The organism is Thauera chlorobenzoica, from assembly GCF_001922305.1.
GTDB lineage: Bacteria > Pseudomonadota > Gammaproteobacteria > Burkholderiales > Rhodocyclaceae > Thauera > Thauera chlorobenzoica.
Genome location: NZ_CP018839.1, coordinates 615,454 through 632,736 on the forward strand (window position 1 = coordinate 615,454; position 17,283 = coordinate 632,736).

Genomic DNA, 17,283 nt, shown 5'->3' on the forward strand with positions numbered 1-17,283 from the left:
TTGCGTGCGCTGCGCGGCTGCAAGGCCTCCGAGACCATGACTACCCACTCCCGACTCGTCAATCCGACCTTCCAGCAAGTCATCCTCACCCTCCAGCAGTTCTGGGGCGAGCGCGGCTGCGTGCTGCTGCAGCCCTACGACCTCGAAGTGGGCGCGGGCACCAGCCACACCGCCACCTTCCTGCGCGCGATCGGCCCCGAGCCGTGGAACGCGGCCTACGTCCAGCCCTCGCGCCGGCCCAAGGACGGCCGCTACGGCGAGAACCCGAACCGCCTGCAGCACTACTACCAGTTCCAGGTGGTGCTCAAGCCCTCGCCGCTGAACATCCAGGAGCTCTACCTCGATTCGCTCCGCGCGCTCGGCATCGACACCGGCGCCCACGATATCCGCTTTGTCGAGGACGACTGGGAGAACCCCACCCTGGGGGCCTGGGGGCTGGGCTGGGAGGTGTGGCTGGACGGCATGGAAGTCACCCAGTTCACCTACTTCCAGCAGGTCGGCGGTCTCGACTGCAGGCCGGTGCTGGGCGAGATTACCTACGGCATCGAACGTCTGGCGATGTACCTGCAGGGGGTGGAAAACGTCTACGACCTGGTGTGGTCGGTGTATCCGGACGGCACCCGGGTCACCTACGGTGACGTCTTCCACCAGAACGAGGTTGAACAGTCGACCTTCAACTTCGAGCATTCCAACGTCGACTTCCTGTTCTCGCTGTTTACCAGTTATGAATCCGAGGCGAAGCGCATCATGGAGCTCGGCCTCGCCCTGCCGGCCTACGAAATGGTGCTCAAGGCAGCCCATACCTTCAACATGCTCGATGCCCGCGGCGCCATCTCGGTGACCGAGCGTGCCGCCTACATCGGCCGCATCCGCAACCTGTCGCGTGCCGTCGCCCAGGCTTACTTCGAATCCCGTGAAGCCCTCGGCTTCCCGATGCTGAATGCCACCAAGGAGGCCGCGTGATGACGAACGCGACCCATGTTGCGACCCTGCTCGTCGAGCTGCTCACCGAAGAACTGCCGCCCAAGGCCTTGCCGCGCCTGGGCGAGACCTTTGCCGCGAAGATCGCCGACGGCCTGAAGGCAAAAGGCCTCGCCGCCGCCGACACGGTGTTCCGCGCCTACGCGAGCCCGCGCCGGCTGGCGGTGACGGTGACCGGCGTCGCCGCCCAAGGCACGGCGAAGGAAGTCACCGAGAAGCTGATGCCGGTGTCGGTGGCGCTCGATGCCGAGGGCCGGCCGACGCCGGCGCTGCTGAAGAAAATGGAGGCGAAGGGGCTCTCTGCGGGCGCCGTGGCCGGCTTCGCGCGCCGCATCGATGGCAAGGCCGAGGCCTTGTTCCACACCGCCGTCGTCCCCGGGGCGAAACTCGCCGACGTGCTCTCGGCGATCGTCCACGATGCGGTGAAGGCGCTGCCGATTCCGAAGGTCATGCGCTGGGGCGACGGCGACGCCACCTTCGTGCGCCCGGTGCACAAGCTCACCTTCCTGCACGGCGCCGACGTCGTGCCCGGCCGCGTGCTCGACCTCGATTCGGGGCGCACGACGCGCGGCCACCGCTTCATGAGCCGCGGCGACATCGAGCTCGCCACCGCCGACGCCTACGAGCCGACCCTGCTCGCCGAAGGCAAGGTCATCCCCTGCTTCGCCGAGCGTCGCGCCGACATCGAGCGCCAGCTGCTGGCCGAGGCGGCGAAGCAGGGCGCGCGGCTCGGTGCGAGCAAGGAGGATTACGCCGACCTGCTCGACGAGGTCGCCGCGCTGGTCGAGCACCCGACGGTGTACGTCGGCGAGTTCGATGCCGAATTCCTCGCCGTGCCGCAGGAGTGCCTGATCCTGACGATGCGCGCCAACCAGAAGTACTTCCCCCTGTTCGATGAGGCCGGGACCCTGCTCAACCGCTTCCTGATCGTCTCCAACATGCGCGTGGCCGATCCCTCGAACATCGTCTCCGGTAACGCGCGCGTGGTGCGCCCGCGCCTGTCGGACGCGCGCTTCTTCTTCGAGCAGGACAAGAAGCACAGGCTCGAGGCCCGTCTGCCGCGCCTGGCGCCGGTGGTCTATCACAACAAGCTCGGCAGCCAGCTCGAGCGCGTCGAGCGCCTGGAGGCGCTGGCCGGCGCGATCGCCGCGCAACTGCACGGCGACGTTGCCGCGGCGAAGCGCGCCGCGCGTCTGGCGAAGGCCGACCTCGTCACCGACATGGTCGGCGAGTTCCCCGAGCTGCAGGGCATCATGGGGCGCTACTACGCCCTCGCCGACGGCGAAGGGCAGGTGGTGGCGGACGCCATCCAGGCCCACTATCAGCCGCGTTTCGCCGGCGACGCGCTGCCCGCGGGCAACGTCGCCGCCGCGGTGGCGCTGGCCGACAAGCTCGATTCCCTGGTCGGCTTCTTCGGCATCGGCCTGCTGCCGACCGGTGACAAGGACCCGTTCGCGCTGCGCCGCGCCGCCCTCGGCGTGCTGCGCATCCTGATCGAGACGCCGCTGCCGCTGGAGCTGCCGAAGCTGATCGAAGCCGCCGCCGCCGGCTTCAAGCCCGGCCTGCTCGGTGCCGAAGGCTTCGCTGCCCAGTTACAGGACTTCATCCTCGAGCGCCTGAAGAACCTGCTGCGGGAGTCGGGCCGCGACGGTGCGGTGATCGACGCCGTGCTCGCCTTGAAGCCTGCGCGCATCGACCTGGTGCCGGCCAAGCTCGCCGCGGTGGAGGCCTTCCGCGCGCTGCCCGAAGCCGAGGCCCTGGCCGCGGCCAACAAGCGCATCGTCAATATCCTGAAAAAGGCCGCGGCCACCCCGGGCGAACCGGACCTCGCGCTGCTCCAGGAAGAGGCCGAGAAGGCGCTGTTCCACCAGCTGATCGAGGTCGCGCCGCTGGTCGACTCCCACGTCGCCAACGAGGACTACACCGATGCCCTGTGCGCGCTCGCCGGGCTGCGCGCGGCGGTGGACCGCTTCTTCGAGGACGTCATGGTGATGGCCGAGGAGCCGCTGACGCGGCACAACCGGCTTGCCTTGCTGGCGCGGCTGGCCGGGCTGATGAACCAGGTGGCGGACATCTCGCGCCTGTCGGCCTGACCGCAGCGCGCTCCGCATCACGGAGGTTGCCGATGAAGCTCATCATTCTCGACCGCGACGGGGTCATCAACTTCGATTCCGAGCAGTTCATCAAGTCGCCCGAAGAGTGGAAGCCGATTCCCGGCTCGCTCGAGGCGATCGCGCGCCTGAACCAGTGGGGCTGGCGCGTGGTCGTGGCGTCGAACCAGTCCGGCGTCGGCCGCGGCCTGTTCGGCATGGACACGCTGAACGCGATCAACGACAAGATGGTGAAGAGCCTCGCCCAGGTCGGCGGCCGCCTCGATGCGATCTTCTTCTGTCCGCATCCGGCGGATTCGACCTGCGATTGCCGCAAACCCAGGTCGGGCATGTTCCTGCAGATCGCCGAGCGCTTCAACGTCGACCTGCACAGGGTGCCCTGCGTCGGCGACAGCCTGCGCGACCTCCAGGCCGGCGCCGCGGTCGGCTGCACGCCCTACCTGGTGCTCACCGGCAAGGGGCAGCTGACCCGCGAAAGTCCTGAGCTGCCGGCCGGCACCCTGATCTATCCCGATCTCGACGCCATCGCCACCGAGCTCACCACCTGAGCCGCGCGGGCATCCCCGCCCGCCGGCGCTGCCCGCCCCGTGGTGCGGGCGCCGCGTCCTGCCCATCCACCTACGGAGTGCTCCCGTGCATCTGCTTCGCTCCTTCCTGTTCGCGCTCCTGCTCGCCGTCATCACCGTGCCTTACGCAGTGCTTGCGATCCTGATCTTCTGGCTGCCGCCGATGACCCGTCACCGCCTGATCACGTCCTGGGTGCCATTGATGATGTGGGTGATCCGTCACGTGCTGGGGATCCGCTACCGGGTGATCGGCGCCGACAACATTCCCGCCGGCCCGGCGGTGATCCTGTCCAAGCACCAGTCGGCGTGGGAGACGATCGCGCTGCAGCAGATCTTTCCGCCGCTGTGCTACGTGCTCAAGCGCGAACTGCTGCGCGTGCCCTTCTTCGGCTGGGCGCTGGGGCAGATTCCGGGGATCGCGATCGACCGTGCGGCGGGCAAGGATGCCTTGTCGCAGGTCGTCGAGCAGGGCCGGAAGCGCCTCCACGAAGGCTTGTGGGTGGCGGTCTTCCCCGAAGGCACGCGGGTCGCACCCGGCGTGGTGCGGCGTTACAAGCCGGGAGGCGCGATCCTCGCCAAGCGTGCCGGAGTGCCGGTGGTGCCGGTGGCCCACAATGCCGGCGAGTTCTGGCGGCGCAACGCCTTCATCAAGCGCCCGGGAGAGATCACCGTCAGCATCGGTCCGCTGATCGAGGTCAAGGGCGTGAAGGCGGAGGAGATCAACCGCCGCGCCGAAGAATGGATCGAAGGCGAGATGCGGCGCCTGTTCGGCCATCACTATGCCGGGGCGGAGACTCAGCCGGAGACGGCGGCTCGGGTGCCGGATTAGGTGCCGGGTGAACGCAAGAAGGCCCCGCGATGCGGGGCCTTCTTCGGTCCGGCCGCTGAAGCGATCAGGCGGCTTTCTTGGCCGCAGCCTTGGCGCCGGAGCTGACCGCCTTGACGGTGGCGTTGGTCGCGGCGGCCACGTTGGCTTCGGCGATCTCGGCGACCTGCTTGGCGGCCTTGCTCATGTTGTCGTAGGCGCTGTTGGCGGCGGCGATCGCCGACTTCACCGCGGCGACGGCAACGTCGGAGCCGGCGGGCGCGGACTTGGCGGCGTTGTCCAGCGCGCTGGCGACACCCTTGTTCAGCTCGGCGACCTGGCTCTCCATCACCTTCGAGACTTCTTCCTGGCTCTGCGAGGTGATCTCATAGACGCTGCGCGCGTAGGCGACGGCTTTCTCGACGATCGGCTGGGCCAGCGCAGCCTGCAGGCTCACCAGTTCCTGCACGTCCTTGGCGCCGAGCAGGGCCTTGGTGTTGGCCACGCCGTCTTCCAGGATCGCACGGGCGGTGTTCAGGTTCAGGGCGGCCAGGCGCTCGGCGCTGGCGAAGGCGGCGTTGGCCAGGGTCAGCAGGGTTTCCACGCTGGCCTTGTTGGTGCTGGCGAACTGCTCGGGGGTAATGAAAGTGCTCATGGGGCTCTCCTTGGTCAAAGTCGGCTGCAGCTGGGGGACTGATTTGCTGCGATGCAACATGGTGCGGATTATACGGTGCCGCAACGTACTGTCAAGGGAAGTTTGTGCATCGCACAATCAAAACCGATTGGTTGCGTCAATCGGCTGTCCGTCTGCAGCCAGGCTCCGGGACGGGAGCACCGGGAGGCTGCAGGCGAGACCGACGGCCCAGTGTGCGCCGCCAGGATGACAGCCATGTGACGCGGTGGTGGGGCGCGGCAGCCAGGCCCAGGGCTCCGCTCAATCGTGGCGGAAGTCGGGCTTGCGTTTCTCGACGAAGGCGGCCATCCCTTCTTTCTGGTCGTTGAGCGCAAAGGCGGCGTGGAATACCCGGCGCTCGAACAGCAGGCCTTCGTTGAGGCCGCTTTCGAACGCCCGCCCGATCGACTCCTTGATCATCATCACCACCGGCAGGGAGAAGCCGGCGATGGTGGCGGCGGCGGCGAGCGCCTCGTCGAGCAGCTTGTCGGCAGGGACCACCCGCGACACCAGGCCGGCGCGCTCGGCCTCGGCGGCGTCCATCAGGCGCGCAGTCAGGCACAGGTCCATCGCCTTGGCCTTGCTCACCGCGCGCGGCAGGCGCTGGGTGCCGCCGGCGCCGGGCAGGATGCCGAGCTTGACTTCGGGCTGGCCGAACTTCGCGCTGTCGGCGGCGATGATGATGTCGCACATCATCGCCAGTTCGCAGCCGCCGCCCAGGGCGAAGCCGGCGACCGCGGCGATCACCGGCTTGCGGCAGGTCTTGACCCGCTCCCAGTTGCGCGTGATGTACTCGCTCTTGTAGGCGTCCATGTAGGAGAACTGGGCCATCGCGCCGATGTCGGCGCCCGCGGCGAAGGCCTTGTCCGAGCCGGTGATGACGATCGCGCCGATGTTGTCGTCGGCCTCGAAGCCGTCGAGCGCGGCGGTGATTTCGTTCACCACCTGGTCGTTGAGTGCGTTCATCGCCTGGGGGCGATTCAAGGTGATGAGGCCGACCCGGCCCCGCTGCTCGGCGATGATGAGTTCGAACGTCATGCTTCCTCCTGGCTGATGTGGGTCGCGGCCGGTCACTGCGGGCTTGCAGGCTGGCCGTCGCTCTTGGGTTGGATCACGGCGCGCACGCGCCCGCCCGGCGCAGTGCCCGGGCTTCCCGCCTGCGGCGCGTTGGTGGCGAGATAGTTCTCGGTGATCGCGTCGTACTCGATGTAGTGGCCGCTGACCTGGTCGCCGCCGCTGCGGACCTCGGCGCGATTGAATAGGCGGGCTTTTTCCGTGCGGCTGTCGTATTCGATGCGCTCGGCCTTGCCCTCGACGTATTCGGTGCTGCCTTCGCGGCGCTGGCGGAAACTGGCGAGGCGCTCTCCGGCAGCGGTGGCGACGCCGTTCTGGAAGCCGGCGGCGTCCTGGGTGACGACCAGCTTGTCGCCGCGGATGATGAGGGTGCCCTGGGTGAGGACGACATTGCCTTCGAAGACATGCACCTTGTTGCGGTCGTCGACGGTGAGGCGGTCGGCTTCGATGTTGACCGGCTGCTCGCGGTCGCTCCGCTCCGCAAAGGCGGGGGCGGCGCAGACGGCGAAGGTAGCGAGGGCGGCGGCGAGCAGGCGTTTCATGTGGGGGGTCCTTGGCGGCGCGGCAGCGTCGAGCGCACTTCGCCGATCAGTTCGAGGGTGCCGAACAGGTTGTCGGCGCGCAGGCCGAGCGCGGTGGCGCGGACGTTGCCGCGGGTCAGCGATACCGGAGAGTCGGTGTGCGCGCGATGCGCGTCGGGCCATACCGTGAGGGCCTCGGAATCGAGGCCGAGCGGTGCCTCTGATGCGGTGCCGGGACGGCGGACGCGGACCTCGCCCGCCAGGTCCACCTGCTCGCCGCCGGGCGAGACATCGGCACGCCCGGCGCTGATCAGCGTCTCGCGTCCTGCGCTGTGCAGGCGCAGGCGGGGCTGGTGGAGGCGGGTGGCGCCGTCCTGGGGGTAGTGTTCGAGGCGTTCGGCGAGCAGCTCGTAGCGCTGGCCGCCGTCTTCGCCGAAGCCGACGACGCGGGTTTGCGTGGCGATGAAGTCTGGCCCGCTGCGCTCGCGCGCGATCGCCGCTTCCTCGGAGCGGGTGACCCGCTCGAGCCACACCGAGGCCCCGGCAAGCAGGGTCAGGGCGATGACCGGGTAGAGGCGCCAGGTGTCGATCAATCAGATCACCTTGGCGAGCATCAGGTCGTGCGTGGTCAGGGCGCCGGCCAGGCGGCCGTCGGCATCGACCACCAGCAGCTGGCTGATGCGCTGGCGCTCCATGATTTCGGCCGCTTCGGCAGCGAGTGCGGCTGGGCCGATGGTGCGCGGGTTGCGGCTCATCACTGTGCCGACCCGGGCGCTGCGCACGTCGCAGCCTCTTTCGAGGGCGCGGCGCAGGTCGCCGTCGGTGAAGATGCCCTGCGGCCGTCCGTCGCTGGCGGTGACCGCAGTCATGCCCATGCCGCCGGCGGTCATCGCCAGCAGCGCCGCGGTGAGTGGGGCTTCGGCTGCGACCATCGGCACCGCCGCCGCCGGGCGCATGACGTCGCCGACATGGGTGAGCAGGCGGCGCCCGAGTGTGCCGCCCGGGTGCGAGCGGGCGAAGTCCTCGGCGGCGAAACCGCGCGCGTCGAGCAGCGCCACCGCGAGCGCGTCGCCCAGCGCGAGGGCGGCGGTGGTGCTGGCGGTGGGGGCGAGGTTGAGCGGACAGGCCTCCTCGGCGACGGCGGCCTCGAGGTGGACGTCGGCCTGGCGCGCCAGCGGGGAGTCGGCCTTGCCGGTCATTGCGATCAGGCGTGCGCCCTGGCGTTTGACCAGGGGCACGATGGTGAGTACTTCCTCGCTGCTGCCCGAGTTCGACAGGGCGATGACCACGTCTTCGGGGGTGATCATGCCGAGGTCGCCGTGGGCGGCTTCGGCCGCGTGCACGAAATATGCCGGGGTGCCGGTGCTCGCCAGCGTGGCGGCGAGCTTGCGCGCGATGTGGCCGGACTTGCCGATGCCGGTGACGATGACCCTGCCGTTGCGCTTCAGGATGATGTCGACCGCGCGTTCGAACTCGGCACCGATGCGCCCGGCCAGCGCCGACACGGCATCCGCCTCGATGCGCAGCACGCGGCGGGCGAGTGCGACTGCACGGCTGTCGGCGGGAGCAGGAATGGGGTCCATGGAGTCGATGCTTCAGACGGGCAGAAAGGGGTGGCGGCAGGATGCGGCGTGAGCGGCGCAGGCTTTGATCACGGGCCCGTGATTGTATAACAGTCGGGATGCCGCCCGGCGCACCGGGAATTGTCCGTCCCCCCTTCCTTCATGCGCGAGCCTGATGTGCCGGGGGTTTCCCCCGGCGGCGCGGCTGCAGCCGGGCAGGTTCACAGGCGGGCGCAGACGGTGTAGCTGCCGGCTTCGTCGAGCGGGTTCGTCGCCGATACGATGCTCGGCGCGCTGATTTCGCCGCTGGCGGCGCGCATCGCGCCGGTTGCGGGGTCGCCGTCGTCGACGCTGATATCGAGCTGGTGCACGAGCTTGCCGGGGATTCCCGTCGAGCACACCACCAGGCTGCCGGAGATGCCGAGCACCGCGGGCTCTCCGCCGCGCTGCACGCCGATCCGGCCGCCGAAGGCATTGCGTGGCAGGTAGCCGGGCTCGGCCGGGTTGGTGCTGCCGCCGACGAGTTCGGCCAGGCGCAGGTGCTGCCACAGGCGGAAGCTTTCGGTTTCGCCCTCGGCATGCCAGCTGCCGTCGATGACCCCGTTGCCGTTGCCCGGTGTCGCGCATGCGCTGCCGTCGAGGCACAGGTGACGCTGCGCGGCGCCATCGTCGCCGGGCAGCGCGCGGTACTTGTCCTGGTAGGCGTGGATCAGCGCGGGAATGCTGGCGAAGTCCTGCGCGAGATTTTTCACCCGGGCGCTGTCGAGCAGGGCCTGGCCTTTCAGGACGCCGCTCAGCAGCAGGCCGATGATCAGCAGCACGACGGCGATTTCGACGAGGGTGAAGCCTGCCTGGCGATGTTGCATGGTCGTTCTCCTTCGGTGCGGGATGGGCGGGTAAAACCGGAGCCGGTGCTACAGGCGTCCGGCCTGGGCAAGGCGGGCGACGAGCAGGGGGCGGCCGATCCAGACCAGCAGGTCATCGAACCCGGCGCCCGCCTCTCCGGCCTGGTACACCGGGGATGCGGCCGAGTAGGCAGCGTTGTAGCCGTCGGCGCTGCGGTTGGGACCGGTCGAATAGACGATCGCCACCGCCTGCGAGGTGCTGGTGGTGATGCGGGTGTCGTCGAGCGCGCGGATCTGCAGGTTGGCCGTCGGCAGGGTGGCGGCATCGATCGGGCCGGTGGCGAATTCCGGGTCGACCCGGTAGCGCCAGTGCCCGGCCCAGTCGTCCTGCGGCTGGCGGCGCGGACTGCCCCAGGCGTCGTGGGCGGGCATCCCCAGGGTGCGCCAGGGCAGGCGGCCTTCGCTGGCGAAGCTGCAGGGAGCGGCGTCCTCGAGGCCGTAGTGCGGGCTGAGTGGGTCGGCTTCGGTGCTGGCGCAGGGCAGGCGGCCGTGAATGATGGCGAAGCCGCTCAGGGCGTGCTGGATGTCGCGCAGGCGCTCGAGGGTGAGCTGGCGGTCGCGGGCTTCGACGCGGCTGCCCAGCGGCACGAGCAGGCTGCCGCCGAGCAGGGCGATGATGAACAGCACGAGGGCGAGTTCGGCGAGGGTGAAACCGCGCTCGGATCGCCGCCCACGGCGGGTCTGGAAGGGCTTCGCGGGGACGGGACGGAGATGGGCGGCGGGCGTCAGGGCAGGCATCGGATCACGTCCCGGGTGGCCGGCTGCAGGGGGTCGTTCACTTCGAAGCGGCGGGCGCCGCTGAAGGACGGGGTGCCCTGGCTGAAGTTGGCCGCGTTGCCGGCCTCGAGGTACTGGGCGGGGTCGGCCCGTCGTTCCGGCGTGTCGCGCTGCTGGAGCCCGGGGCCGCTACGGATGCGTTCCCCGCCGAACAACAGTACGCCGCGGCAGCCCGCAGCGGCGGGCGGGGTATCGTCGGCGAGGGCGATGCAGGGCGCCCCCGTCCGGCACACGGCGAAGCGGAACTGGTCGCGCCAGCGATCGAGCCGGGGGCGTTCCTCGGCCGGCAGGCCGAGTGCGGCAGCGCTCGGGAGTGGGCCGACGTCCAAAACGCCGGGCGTGGCGGACGTATGGGCAGCGAGGAAATCGGGCTCGTCGAGCCGGGCGGCGAGGGCGTCGGCGGCGGTGTCGATGAGGGCATCGATATGTGCGCCATGATCGGCACGGCGGCGCAGGGCGTCGAAGATGTCGTCGATGCCGACCCAGACCACCAGGTCGGTCGTGAGCCCGGCGTCCTCGCCGACCGGTGCGCCCTGCGTGACCGGCATCGTGGCGCTGAAGCGGGCGGTGTAGCCGTGGTCGAGATAATGGGCGAGGTCGGCCTCTGCCGAGTCGCTGCCGCTGCAGCCGCTCCTCGCGCTGGGCGGGCGGTTCTGGCCGGGGAGCACGGGGCCGGGCGCGAAGATCGCAGCGACGGCGCGGCCGTCGGGCCCGGCCGCGCGCAGCGCATGCCCGTCCGGTGCGCGGGGCGCGAGCTGGCCGGGGCTGTCCCAGTTCAGGGTGAGCGGCTTGGGGTTGTTTTTCACGCTGCCCCCGACCGCGTACCACAGGCATTGTCCCCAGCCGTCGCGCAGGTCGGGGAGGCCGAGTGTGCGCCAGGGCAGGCGCCCGAGCGCACCCACGTCGCGGGCTCCGCAGGCGCCGGGCGGGGTGGAGCCGCTGTTACCGCTGTCCGGGCAGGGCAGGAAACCATAGCCTTCGCCGGCGTGGTGTTCGCCATAGCTGATCGCGTAGCCGAGCAGGGCCTCGCGTCCGAGGGCGAGTGCGTCCATGCTGTGCAGGTGGGCGCGGGCGACGGCGTGGGTGCGTAGCTGCCCGCCGGCGAGCAGCCCGCCGGCGCCAAACAGCGCCACCAGCAATAGCGCGCTCACCAGGGCGTAACCACGCCGGCACCGGGTGCCGGGACGCGGGCAGGTTCCGCTGCCGGCCGGGGCGCGAGGAGTGCCTGCCCGTCGGTGAAGGGGAGTCGGCGGGGCTGGCGGGCTCATCGCGGTTCTCCGTGCCGTGCGTGGATGCGGATCGGGCCTGGGCCTGGCGCCTCTGCCGGGGACGCCGGGCCTGGGCCGGCCGGCGGCCAGTAGTCGCCCGGATGCAGGCGGAGGTGGGGGGCCGCCTGGGGGGCCAGGCTCAGGACAGGGGTCGGCACCAGCGTCAGTGAGGTTCGCTCCAGTTCGACGAGACTGCCGTCGAGCCAGATGAAATCGCGTCCGTCCGGGCGGCGCAGAATGCCGTCGATGCGGCGGGGCATTGCGGCGGCGGCTTCGGGGCGCGGTGCGGCGGGTGATGCGACATCCTTGTCGGCAAGAAGAGGAGGCGAAGTGCCCTGCGGCAGGTCGGGGGGTGGGGGAGTGGCCGCTGCGTCGCGCGGGCGCTGTCCGGGGGGCCACCAGGGGCGCGCGCCCAGCGCCAGTCCGGTGAGCACGAGCGCGCTCGCAAGCAGCGCCGCGCGGTGCCGGGCGAGGCGAGGCAGCCCGGTGCCGGTGACACTTTCGAGCGTCCACCCGAGCGCCGCGGGGGCGCGCGACAAGCCGTGGAGGAGGGCGGCACCGAACTCGCCGTCGGCGAGCGGCGCGCCGTTCTCGTCGCTTGCGCGCAGCGTCGTGATCCGTGCCGGGGAGATGAAGTGGATCGGAGGCGGTGCGGGATCGGGTGGGGCCGGGGCTGCGGGCGGAGGGGCGAGGGCGTCGGCTGGCGCGACCACGGTCACCGCCAGCGGGGTGTCGGCGCTGATCCGTCCGCGGGCGAGGATGTAGCTGCGGGTGAGGGCGATTTCGTCCGTCCACTGCGTGCTGCGGCGCGCGTTCGCGAGCGTGCACTGGCCGACGAGGCGGGAGAAGTGCAGGGTCTTGCCGTGGACTTCGCAGATCCGCATCCCGGCGCGGGTAAAGACGACGAGCAGCTGGTGCCCGGGGGGGCTGGCGAGCGGGGGGATCAGTCCGGCGATCAGCTGGGCGGCGGGGACGATGCGCTCGAGGCGCAGGCCGGCGGCGAGCACGGCTTCCCGCCAGGGTTCGAGCTGTTCGGGGCGGTTCAGGCCGGAAAACAGCACGCGTTCGAGGCCGGCGCCGGCCGCGCCGATGAGGTGCGCGTGGGCGAAGGCGGGGCGCGGAAACCAGGCACCGAGCCGGCGGGCATGCAGTGCCCGCCGGTCGGCGCCGCGCACCCGCGGCAGGTCTTCGACCTCGAAGCTCTCGTCGGCTAGATTCACCACCATGCGGCAGGCTTCGCCGCGCCGTCGTCCGGCCAGCCAGGTGGCAAACGCTGCGTCCTCGCCGGGGGCGAAGGCGGCGACCCGGACAATGCCGTTTTTATCCATATGCCATGATTCGAGGCCGAGCGCGTCGACGCTGAAAAGCAGGAGGCGGCGTCGCATCGGCTACCCCGGCAGGTGGCTGGTGAGAGCGTAGATCGGGCCGAGCACGGCGCTGGCGATCCACAGCAGCAGGCCGCCCATGAGCAGGGTCAGGGCGGGTTCGGCTGCGGCCTGCAGGCGCGCGATGCTCTCGGTGGCTTCGCGCTGGTAGAGGGTGGCGACGTTGCCCAGGGCGCGCTCGAGCGCGCCGGTGTGCTCGCCGAGCTTGAGCATCCGCGTCACCAGGGGAGGAAACACCCCGGCGGCGGCGAAGGCGTCGGAGATCGTCTGCCCCTGCTCGATGCTGCGCCCGGCGGCGCGCAGCCCGGCGCGCAGCACGCGGTTGCCGACCGCTTCTTCGGTGGCGCGCAGGGCGTCGAGGATGTTGATCCCGGCACCGTACAGGGTGGCGAAGAGGGCCGCGAAGCGGGCGAGGGCGAGCTTGTGGAGGATGTCACCGACCAGCGGCAGGGCGAGCCGGAGGGCATCCGCGCGCAGGCGCAGTGCGGCCGAGCGCGCCAGCGCCCAGGTGCCGGCGGTGATGCCGCTGGCGAGCACGAGCAACAGCGCCCCGCCCCAGTCGCGCACGCCGTGCGACAGGCCGACCAGGATCCGGGTCTGCAGCGGCAGGGCCTGGCCGGTGCTGCGCGCCAGCTGCTCGAGTTCGGGCACGAGCTGGGTGAGGGCGACGATGACCGCGAGCAGCAGGATGCTGCCGACGATGGCCGGATAGATCGCGATCCGCCGGGCGTGGGCGGCGAGCTCGTCGTCGCGTGTGAGGGCGCTGCCGATGTCGCGGATCGCCTGCGGCAGGGTGCCGGCGGCTTCGCCGGCGCGCAGCAGGCTGACCGCCACCGCGGAAAAGGCGCCGGGCAGCGCGGCGGCAGCCTCGGACAGGGGTTTGCCGCGCTCGACCGCGGCGAGCAGTGCACACGCCATGGCGTGGGTGCGGGGGTGGGTGCTGGCGTCGCGCAACGCGGCCAGGCTGTCGAAGGGGGGCACGCCGGCGCTCAGCAGCTGTTCGAGGTGGAAGCAGAAATGGATCAGCTCGCGGCGTGGTACGCGCCTGCCGAACCACCCGGGGCGGCGGCAGGGTTCTCCGTTGATCAGCATCAGCCCGAGGGCACGGAGGCGGTGTTCGAGTTCGGCGAGGTCGCCGGCTTCAAGCTCACCGCGCACGCGGCGGCCGTCGGCGGCGAGCGCACGGTAGCGGTAGCGGCTCATCGCTGCGCTCCGGGCAGATCGACGACGCGTGCGAGTTCGGGCACCGAGGTGCTGCCATCGAGCACGCGGCGCACGCCGTCCTCGGCCAGCGTCCGCCAGCCGCGCTCGCGGACGGCAGCGTACAGCGTGTCGGCGCCGGCGCCGGCGGCAAGCAGGGCATCGAGGTGGCGGTCGAAAGGGAGCACTTCCATGATCGCGAAGCGCCCGCGGTAGCCGCGGAAGTCGCACTCCGGGCAGCCGTGGGCCCGGTACAGCCGCGGTGGCGGGGCGGTGGCGGGAAGGCCGAGGCGGGTGCAGTCCTGGGGGGTGGCGGTGAGCGCTTCGCGGCAGGCCGGACAGAGCCGGCGCAGCAGGCGCTGGGAGATGATGCCGGCCAGGTTGCCGGCAAGCAGTGCGGCGCGCAGGCCGATGTCGAACAGGCGCGGCAGCGCGCCGAGTGCGGAGTTGGCATGGAGGGTGGCGAATACCCGGTGGCCGGTGAGTGCGGCGCGCAGGGCCATCGTCGCGGTATCGGCGTCGCGGATTTCGCCGACCAGCAGGATGTCCGGGTCCTGGCGCAGCAGGGCGCGCACGCCGTCGGCAAAGCCGAGCCGGGACGCCTCGCCGACCTGGGTCTGGCGGATCAGCGCCAGCGGATATTCGACCGGGTCCTCCAGGGTCATGATGTTGACCGCCTCGCTGTTGAGGTGGCTGAGGATCGAGTACAGCGTCGTCGTCTTGCCGCTGCCGGTGGGACCGACGACCAGCACCAGGCCTTCGGGGCGATCGAGGATGCGATCGAGGGCCGTGCGTCCGGGGGCATCGAGGCCGAGGGCGTCGAGCGCGACGATGCCTTTGTCGCGGTCAAGGATGCGCAGCACGATGTTTTCGCCGTGCAGCGTGGGCTGGGTGGCGACGCGGAAATCGATCGGGCGCCCGCCGATTGCGAGGCTGATGCGTCCGTCCTGGGGGCTGCGCGATTCGGCGATGTCGAGCCCGGCCATCACCTTGATCCGCACCGCCAGCTCCGGCCAGTACGACTTGTGGAGGGCGCGCACCTGGTGCAGGGTGCCGTCGATCCGGTGGCGGATGCGCAGGAAGCCGGCTTCGGGCTCGAAGTGCAGGTCGGAAGCGGCGCGGGCGGCAGCGTCGGCGAGGAGGGCGTCGACGAGGCGGACGACGAGTTCGGGGTCGCGCGGCGCGACGTGGTCGCCATCGCGCAGTTCGAGGGCGCGCACGAGCTCGTCAATCGAGCCCGCCTGGCCGTAGTGCTGCTCGATCGCACGGCCGATCTCGCCTTCGCCGGCGAGGCGGAGTTCGATCCGGGTTCCGGGGTCGAGCGCGCTGCGCAGGCGGTCGATGGCGACGATGTCGTGGGCGTCGGCGGTGGCGACGACCAGGTGGCGGCGGGTGCTGTCGTAGTGCAGGGGCAGCAGGCGGTGGCGGCGGGCGAGCGCCTGCGGCACGCGGGCGAGCGCATCGGGCGCGGGAAGCGCGTGGCTCAGGTCGACCGGGGGAAGCCCGCTGCCGGCGGCGAGGGTGGTGCGCAGCGCGGCCTCGCTGACAAAGCCCAGTTCCACCAGCACCCGCCCCAGGGGCAGTCCGCGCTGCAGTCGCTCGTGTTCGGCGATGCGCAGCTGGTCCTCGCCGATCAGGCGGGCGGCGAGCAGGGTCTGGCCGAGCGAGGTCGATGCGCTCATGGCCGGCTCCGGGATGCGGGGAAGGCGGGGCGGGGGACGGGAGTCGATCCGCCATTGAGGAAGGCGGCGGTCGGCAGGTGTGCCGCATAGGGGGTGAAATCGCCCGCCGTGCTCGGGTCGTCGATCAGCACCGGGCGCAGGAAGATCAGCAGTTCGGTCCGCCGCACCGTGCTGTCGCGGCGGGTGAACAGCTCGCCGAGCAGGGGGAGGTGGCCGAATATGGGGATGCGCCCGGTGTCGTGATCGATGCGGTCTTCCATCAGCCCGCCGAGCACTGCGATTTCGCCGCTGCGCAGGCGCAGCATGGATTCGATCTCGCGGGTGCGGATCTGCGGCACCCGGTTGGGGATGTCGCGCAGCGTCGGGTTCGGGTCGTCCTTGAAGCCGGAAATGCCGGCGATGGTCGGGCGCACGTTGAGGGTGATGTCGCCGCTGGCACCGATCTGCGGCGTCACCGCCATGACCATCCCGACCGATACCGACTGTGGCGTGGTGGTGGCGGTGATGCGGGCCTGCTTGCGGTCGTCGTATTCGGTGGTGGTGCTGTCGACGATGAAATAGACCACTTCCTCGACCACCTTGAGCATCGCGGTCTGGTTGTTGAGCACCGACAGGCGGGGACTGGACAACACTTTGACGGTGCCGAATGTTTCCAGCAGCTCGATCCGGACGTCGTGGCGCGCCGACAGGTAGCCGATCGTCGGCTGGGTGGTGGCGCCGTCGTTGCTGCCGCGCGGGCGAACGGTCCACCCCGGAAGGTCGAGACGGCTCCAGTCGATGCCCTGGCGGTAGCCGTCGGAGAGGGTGATTTCGACGACCGTGGCTTCGATCATGACCTGGCGGCGTGCAGCCTGCTGCACCCGGCCGAGGAATTCGGCCAGCTGCTCGTGCTGGCGGGCGGTGGCGCGCACCATCAGCACTCCGCTCTCGCGGTTGATCATGACGCTGCCGCTGCCGCTGCCGCTGCCGCTGCCGCTGCCGCACCCGGTCGCACGGGGGCACTGGAGCGCAGCGGCGCCGTCGAGAAAGCTGCTCAGATTTGCTTCCAGCGCCGCCCAGAAGTTGTTGCTGGCACGGGTTTCGATCTGGGTGATGGAAGCGTTGCCGGTCGCTTCGGCGCGTGCGCCCGCGGATGAGGTGGCGATCTGGGTGCTGGTGGCGACGGTGCCGCGCATGTCGCGATCGAGGTTGACGTAGTCGAGGGTGTAGCTGCGGACGAAAGGGGTGTCGGGGCGGACGACCAGATGGCGGCCTTCGAGGCGGTAGCGGATTTCGGCCTGCTCGGCGATGCGTTCGAGCAGGCGGGCGAGAGGCTGGTCGATGGCGTTGAGGGTGATGCGGCCTTCAAGGCCGGGATGCAGGTCGAGCTCGAGCCCGGTGTCGCGGCCGATGGCGAGGAGCAGCTGTTCGACGGGGAGGTCGTGGACGGCGACGGAGTAAGTGGCCGCCGCCGGTTCCGGTGGGAGGGGCGCAGAGGCGGCCGCCCGGGCGGGCGGCGGGGCTGCCGTGCCGGGCGGCTGGGAGGGGCGAGGCGCAGGCGCCGAGGGGGGCGGAGCCGCCGCCTGCTCCAGGTGGCCGGCCGGCGGGTGGCGCGGCTGAAGTGGGGCGCATGCCACGGCAAGAGCGAGCGCGGCGCTGGCGGTTGCATGTCTGATGGATGAGCGTGGCAGTCCCATGGCTTGATGCTATATGGATCAATAAATAAATGGAATATTTATTTGAAATAAAATGACCTGTGCGTGCGGTGGTCGGCTGGCGACCGCGGCGGTCGGG

16 protein-coding genes are annotated in these 17,283 nt (G+C 70.5%); 4 read left to right on the forward strand and 12 right to left on the reverse strand.

Annotated elements, in window-relative coordinates; translation table 11 throughout:
• Positions 1-36 precede the first annotated feature (36 nt).
• The 4 genes from glyQ to Tchl_RS03025 all read left to right on the forward strand — a co-directional run bounded on the left by glyQ (position 37) and on the right by Tchl_RS03025 (position 4,487).
• Positions 37-963 (forward strand): glycine--tRNA ligase subunit alpha, encoded by a 927-nt coding sequence (gene glyQ / locus Tchl_RS03010; RefSeq protein ID WP_075149546.1) that lies wholly within the window; start codon positions 37-39, stop codon positions 961-963.
• Complete coding sequence (gene glyS, locus Tchl_RS03015; RefSeq protein ID WP_075147084.1) at positions 963-3,074, forward strand: glycine--tRNA ligase subunit beta; 2,112 nt, start codon at positions 963-965, stop codon at positions 3,072-3,074. The genes glyQ and glyS overlap by 1 nt, the downstream gene beginning before the upstream one ends.
• A 32-nt stretch (positions 3,075-3,106) precedes the next feature.
• The gene (gene gmhB, locus Tchl_RS03020; RefSeq protein WP_075147085.1) at positions 3,107-3,640 is read left to right on the forward strand and encodes a D-glycero-beta-D-manno-heptose 1,7-bisphosphate 7-phosphatase; all 534 of its coding nucleotides are present in this window, start codon (positions 3,107-3,109) and stop codon (positions 3,638-3,640) included.
• Positions 3,641-3,725: 85 nt separating this feature from the next.
• The gene (locus Tchl_RS03025; RefSeq protein ID WP_075147086.1) at positions 3,726-4,487 is read left to right on the forward strand and encodes a lysophospholipid acyltransferase family protein; all 762 of its coding nucleotides are present in this window, start codon (positions 3,726-3,728) and stop codon (positions 4,485-4,487) included.
• A 64-nt stretch (positions 4,488-4,551) separates the two neighbouring features.
• On the opposite strand, the gene Tchl_RS03030 is transcribed toward Tchl_RS03025, so the two are convergent.
• The 12 genes from Tchl_RS03030 to Tchl_RS03085 form a co-directional block, all read right to left on the reverse strand.
• Positions 4,552-5,118 (reverse strand): phasin family protein, encoded by a 567-nt coding sequence (locus tag Tchl_RS03030; protein WP_075147087.1) that lies wholly within the window; start codon positions 5,116-5,118, stop codon positions 4,552-4,554.
• Between the two features lie 279 nt (positions 5,119-5,397).
• On the reverse strand, positions 5,398-6,174 hold the full coding sequence (locus Tchl_RS03035; RefSeq protein ID WP_075147088.1) for an enoyl-CoA hydratase: 777 nt from the start codon (positions 6,172-6,174) through the stop codon (positions 5,398-5,400).
• A 32-nt stretch (positions 6,175-6,206) separates the two neighbouring features.
• Positions 6,207-6,752, reverse strand: a complete 546-nt coding sequence (gene lptA, locus Tchl_RS03040; protein ID WP_075147089.1) for a lipopolysaccharide transport periplasmic protein LptA — start codon at positions 6,750-6,752, stop codon at positions 6,207-6,209.
• Positions 6,749-7,324 carry an LPS export ABC transporter periplasmic protein LptC gene (lptC, locus tag Tchl_RS03045; protein WP_075147090.1) on the reverse strand — a complete coding sequence of 192 codons (576 nt, stop codon included), beginning with the start codon at positions 7,322-7,324 and terminating at the stop codon, positions 6,749-6,751. The genes lptA and lptC overlap by 4 nt, the downstream gene beginning before the upstream one ends.
• Positions 7,325-8,314: a KpsF/GutQ family sugar-phosphate isomerase gene (locus Tchl_RS03050; RefSeq protein WP_075147091.1), complete on the reverse strand. Its 990-nt coding sequence runs from the start codon at positions 8,312-8,314 to the stop codon at positions 7,325-7,327.
• Positions 8,315-8,514: 200 nt separating this feature from the next.
• Entirely contained in the window at positions 8,515-9,159 is a 645-nt protein-coding gene (locus Tchl_RS03055) for a prepilin-type N-terminal cleavage/methylation domain-containing protein (protein WP_075147092.1), read from the reverse strand.
• 48 nt (positions 9,160-9,207) lie between these two features.
• Complete coding sequence (locus Tchl_RS03060) at positions 9,208-9,936, reverse strand: type II secretion system protein (RefSeq protein ID WP_075147093.1); 729 nt, start codon at positions 9,934-9,936, stop codon at positions 9,208-9,210.
• A complete protein-coding gene (locus tag Tchl_RS03065; RefSeq protein WP_232311644.1) occupies positions 9,924-11,126 on the reverse strand; it encodes a hypothetical protein in 1,203 nt (400 codons plus the stop codon). The genes Tchl_RS03060 and Tchl_RS03065 overlap by 13 nt, the downstream gene beginning before the upstream one ends.
• 113 nt (positions 11,127-11,239) lie before the next feature.
• Positions 11,240-12,628 (reverse strand): hypothetical protein, encoded by a 1,389-nt coding sequence (locus tag Tchl_RS03070; protein ID WP_075147094.1) that lies wholly within the window; start codon positions 12,626-12,628, stop codon positions 11,240-11,242.
• A 3-nt stretch (positions 12,629-12,631) separates the two neighbouring features.
• Complete coding sequence (locus Tchl_RS03075) at positions 12,632-13,831, reverse strand: type II secretion system F family protein (RefSeq protein ID WP_075147095.1); 1,200 nt, start codon at positions 13,829-13,831, stop codon at positions 12,632-12,634.
• Positions 13,828-15,510: a GspE/PulE family protein gene (locus tag Tchl_RS03080; protein WP_075147096.1), complete on the reverse strand. Its 1,683-nt coding sequence runs from the start codon at positions 15,508-15,510 to the stop codon at positions 13,828-13,830. Before Tchl_RS03080 ends, Tchl_RS03075 begins: the two co-directional genes overlap by 4 nt.
• Positions 15,507-17,186 carry a type II secretion system protein GspD gene (locus tag Tchl_RS03085; RefSeq protein ID WP_083945138.1) on the reverse strand — a complete coding sequence of 560 codons (1,680 nt, stop codon included), beginning with the start codon at positions 17,184-17,186 and terminating at the stop codon, positions 15,507-15,509. Before Tchl_RS03085 ends, Tchl_RS03080 begins: the two co-directional genes overlap by 4 nt.
• Between the last annotated feature and the right edge of the window lie 97 nt (positions 17,187-17,283).